Raw genomic sequence first — 3836 nt, 5'->3', positions numbered from 1 at the left:
CTTCACCGATGCCACCGGGATGGCCAAGATAGGATGTCCACTGCCCGTTCAGCCACTCGCCGATGACCGGCATGGTGGCAATCCAGCCCGGCGTCACCGCGCCATGCCGGTTGGTCTCGATCGCCCAGGTGACCCACTCGCGCAGCTCGTTGATGGCGTAGGTGCCGGCCAGCGCGATCGGCACCACCAGGAAGGTTAGGATGAAGAGGATCGCAAGCGTCGCGCCTATGGTGCGGTTGCCGCCGACGGCGACGAGCAGCCGGCGGTAGAGCGGCCAGCTGGCGAAGGCGATGACGAGCGCGGCCAGAACCGGGAACAGGAAGCCGTGGAAGAAATAGACGCCGGCGGCGGCGATCAGCACCAGAAGCCAACGTGCCGCCGACAGCGGCGGGATGACGGCCGCCCTGAGCGGCGTCGACAGGCCGAACAGTCGCTGCCCCGGCTTCTGGATCTCAGCCCGCTTCAATCCGGCGTTTCTCCCTACCCGATGGTTTCGATGGATGTCTATGCACCATCATAGTGCAGCAATCGTGACGATAGTCCAAATGATTGGGGCGACCTTCCCTTCTCCCCTTGTGAGAGAAGGTGGATCGGCGCGATAGCGCCGAGACGGATGAGGGGTGTTCCAGCGGAGTAAGACGCCAAAACATCCAAGGAATTTCACCGCTTACGTCGGAAAGGTCGCGATCCTTCCAACACCCCTCATCCGGCCGAGCTTCGCTCGTCCACCTTCTCCCACAAGGGGGAGAAGGAAAGGTCGCGCTAGCCGAATTTCCCCGTCCTCGGGAAGCCCTTCGGCACCATACGGCCGGCGGCGGCGCGGGCGCCGATCCACTCGGCGAGTTCCTCGCGCGACTTGGTGAAGGTGCGGTCGGCCGAATCCTGCCAGGAGAGCCCGGTCTCCAGCGTGAAGGTCTTCAGGTCCAGCACGCCGCCGTCCTTGTACTTCTGCAGGCGCACGCCCTTGCCGCGGGCCATTTCCGGGATTTCGGTGAGCGGGAAGACCAGCATCTTGCGGTTCTCGCCGACAATGGCGAGGTGGTCGCCCGCCACCGGAATGCAGCGCTTGGCCTCATCCGGCGCCTTGACGTTCATGACCTGCTTGCCCTTGCGGGTGTTGGCGACGACCTCTTCCTCCGAAACGATGAAGCCGTTGGCGTCATAGGATACCAGCAGCAGCTTGCGCTTCGGATCATGGACAAAAGCGGTGACGATGTCCTGGTCGTTCTCCATGTCCACGATGATGCGGATCGGCTCGCCATGGCCGCGCCCGCCCGGCAGCCGGTCGGCGCCGATGGTGTAGAACTTGCCGCCAGTGGTGAAGACCAGGATCTTGTCCGTGGTCTGGGCATGGAAGGCCAGCTTCAGGCTATCGCCTTCCTTGAAGGCGAGCTGCGAGTAATCTGTCAGGTGGCCCTTCATGGCGCGCAGCCAGCCCTTTTCCGAGACGACGACCGTGACCGGCTCGCGTTCAATCATGGCATGCGCGATGTCGGTGAGATCGTGCTCCGGCGCGTCGGCGAACTGGGTGCGGCGCTTGCCGAGCTCGGTCTCGGGGCCGAACTTGTCGCGAAGCTGCGTGACTTCCCACTTGATCGTCGCCCATTGCTTGGCGTCGGACGCGAGCAGCGCCTCGATCTGCTTCTTCTCCGCGGTGAGCCCGTCGAACTCCTTGCGGATCTCGATCTCTTCCAGCTTGCGCAAGGCGCGCAGGCGCATGTTGAGGATGGCTTCGGCCTGGTTGTCGGTGAGCGACCAGCGGGCCATCATCACCTGCTTGGGCTCATCCTCCTCGCGGATGATCCTGATCACCTCGTCGATGTTCAGATAGGCGATCAGGTAACCGGCAAGGATTTCCAGCCGCTTCTCGATCTCGCCCAGCCGGTATTTCGAGCGGCGGACCAGAACGTCGCGACGGTGGTCCAGCCACTCCTTCAGCACGCCTTTCAGCGAGAGCACGTTCGGCACCTTGCCGCGCGACAGTACGTTCATGTTGAGCGGGAAGCGGCTTTCGAGCTCGGTGAGCTTGAACAGCGATTCCATCAGCAGGCCGGGATCCACGGTGCGGCTCTTCGGCACCAGCACGATGCGGATGTCCTCGGCGCTCTCGTCGCGGATGTCTTCGAGCAGCGGCAGCTTGCGCGCCATCAAGAGCTCGGCGATCTTCTCAATCAGCCTGGCCTTCTGCACGCCGTAAGGGATTTCGGTGACGACGATGCTCCAGGTGCCCCTGCCCTGATCCTCCTGCCCCCATTTCGAGCGCACGCGAAAACCGCCGCGGCCCGTCTCATAGGCTTCGAGGATCGAGGCGCGGCTGTCGACGATGATGCCGCCGGTTGGGAAATCCGGCCCCTGGACGAAATCCATCAGCTTCGCCACCGGCGCTTCCGGATGTTCGATCAGATGGAGAGCGGCGTCGCAGAGTTCGGCGGCGTTGTGCGGCGGGATCGAGGTCGCCATGCCGACGGCAATGCCCGAGGAGCCGTTGGCGAGCAGGTTCGGGAAGGCGCCCGGCAGAACGGACGGCTCCTCGTCCTCTTCATTGTAGGTCGGGCGGAAATCGACGGCGTCTTCATTGATGCCGGCAAGCAGCTCGCTCGCCACCTCCGTCATGCGCGCTTCGGTGTAGCGCATGGCGGCGGCGTTATCGCCGTCGATGTTGCCGAAATTGCCCTGCCCGTCGACCAGCGGGTAGCGCATCGAGAAATCCTGCGCCAGGCGCACCAGCGCGTCGTAGATCGATTGGTCGCCATGCGGATGGAACTTGCCCATCACGTCGCCGACGATGCGGGCGCATTTGGCGAAACCCTGATCGGGGTTGAGCCTGAGCAGCCGCATGGCATGCATGATACGGCGATGGACCGGTTTCAGTCCGTCGCGCACATCCGGCAGTGCCCGGTGCATGATGGTCGACAGCGCGTAAGCGAGATAGCGCCGCTCAAGCGCTTCCTTCAGATCGACCGGTTCGATTTTGTCGCCGCCGCCATTGTCATCGGGCGGCAAAAGCCTCTTTCCCATGGTTTTGGACTAGCCGAGCGGGTGATTCGCGGCAAGCGTCGCGTGAACATCGGCGCTTTGGTCGCGGCTACGAACACACAACCGGCGATGTGAAGGGCTTCACGGAAGCGCCCGGGAGGCGGCTGCAATTTGCCACCGATCTGCAACAGGCCGCGACGGCACCATGAGGCCGGCCAACATCAACTCGTTACACGCGGCCTCTATCTGGCATGCAACGCGCTGGCGGAGGAAAGCCGCGATCTTCATGACAAATTCACCGCATCGCGCAATGACTGCCGGCCGGCGTTTGCTTTTCGTCGCCATTTTCGACACATCTGCCGGAAAATGCCTTCTTCCCGTCCCGTTCGTCACGGAATGGTGATGGAGCAGGTGTCAGAACAATTTTCATCATAGCCAAATCAGGACAGGGAACTCGCCATGACAATCCAACGCTCGACGCTCAAGAAACTGGCTTTTTCGACCTTTCTGCTGACGCTGCCTCTCAATGCGGCCTTCGCCGCCGATCCGGCGGTGGCCGAGCGTATCAAGGCAGCCCTTGCCGCCCAGGGCGTCGAGATTTCCTGGACCGGTGTCTCGGGCGACGATTCGAACGCCGTGCTGCAGGGTGTTTCCATCAAGCCGGCGGCCGAGAAGGAAGCGCTGCCGATCGGCGACGTAAAGCTGGAAGGGGTCACCGAGGCCAATGGCGGCTATGCGATCGCCACTGTCTCGACCTCGCCCTTCGAACACAGCAAGGACGGCGTGACGCTCGACCTCAGCCCGGTGATCATCCACGACATGAAGATCCCGGCCGAAGGCAGCACCGATCCGCTCGGCTC

1 protein-coding gene and 2 pseudogenes are annotated in these 3836 nt (G+C 63.1%); 1 reads left to right on the top strand and 2 read right to left on the bottom strand.

What is annotated here, in order from left to right:
- Positions 1-466: pseudogene (locus tag EOA28_RS28110) on the bottom strand (AI-2E family transporter); the annotation flags it as partial.
- A 296-nt stretch (positions 467-762) separates the two neighbouring features.
- Positions 763-3018 (bottom strand): DNA topoisomerase IV subunit A, encoded by a 2256-nt coding sequence (parC, locus tag EOA28_RS28105; protein WP_127252977.1) that lies wholly within the window; start codon positions 3016-3018, stop codon positions 763-765.
- A gap of 417 nt (positions 3019-3435) precedes the next feature.
- On the opposite strand from parC, the pseudogene EOA28_RS28100 reads away from it, so the two are divergent.
- A pseudogene (locus EOA28_RS28100) lies at positions 3436-3836 on the top strand (hypothetical protein); the annotation flags it as partial.

Origin of the sequence: Mesorhizobium sp. M2A.F.Ca.ET.067.02.1.1, from assembly GCF_004023285.1 — a bacterium.
Lineage (GTDB): Bacteria > Pseudomonadota > Alphaproteobacteria > Rhizobiales > Rhizobiaceae > Mesorhizobium.
Note: the sequence above shows the minus strand (reverse complement) of the source record. Positions and strands in the feature narration are given on the sequence as shown.

Bases quoted from the DNA above. Each gene is read 5' to 3' on its own strand.
- parC (WP_127252977.1), bottom strand. From the start codon at position 3,018: ATGGGAAAGAGGCTTTTGCCGCCCGATGACAATGGCGGCGGCGACAAA.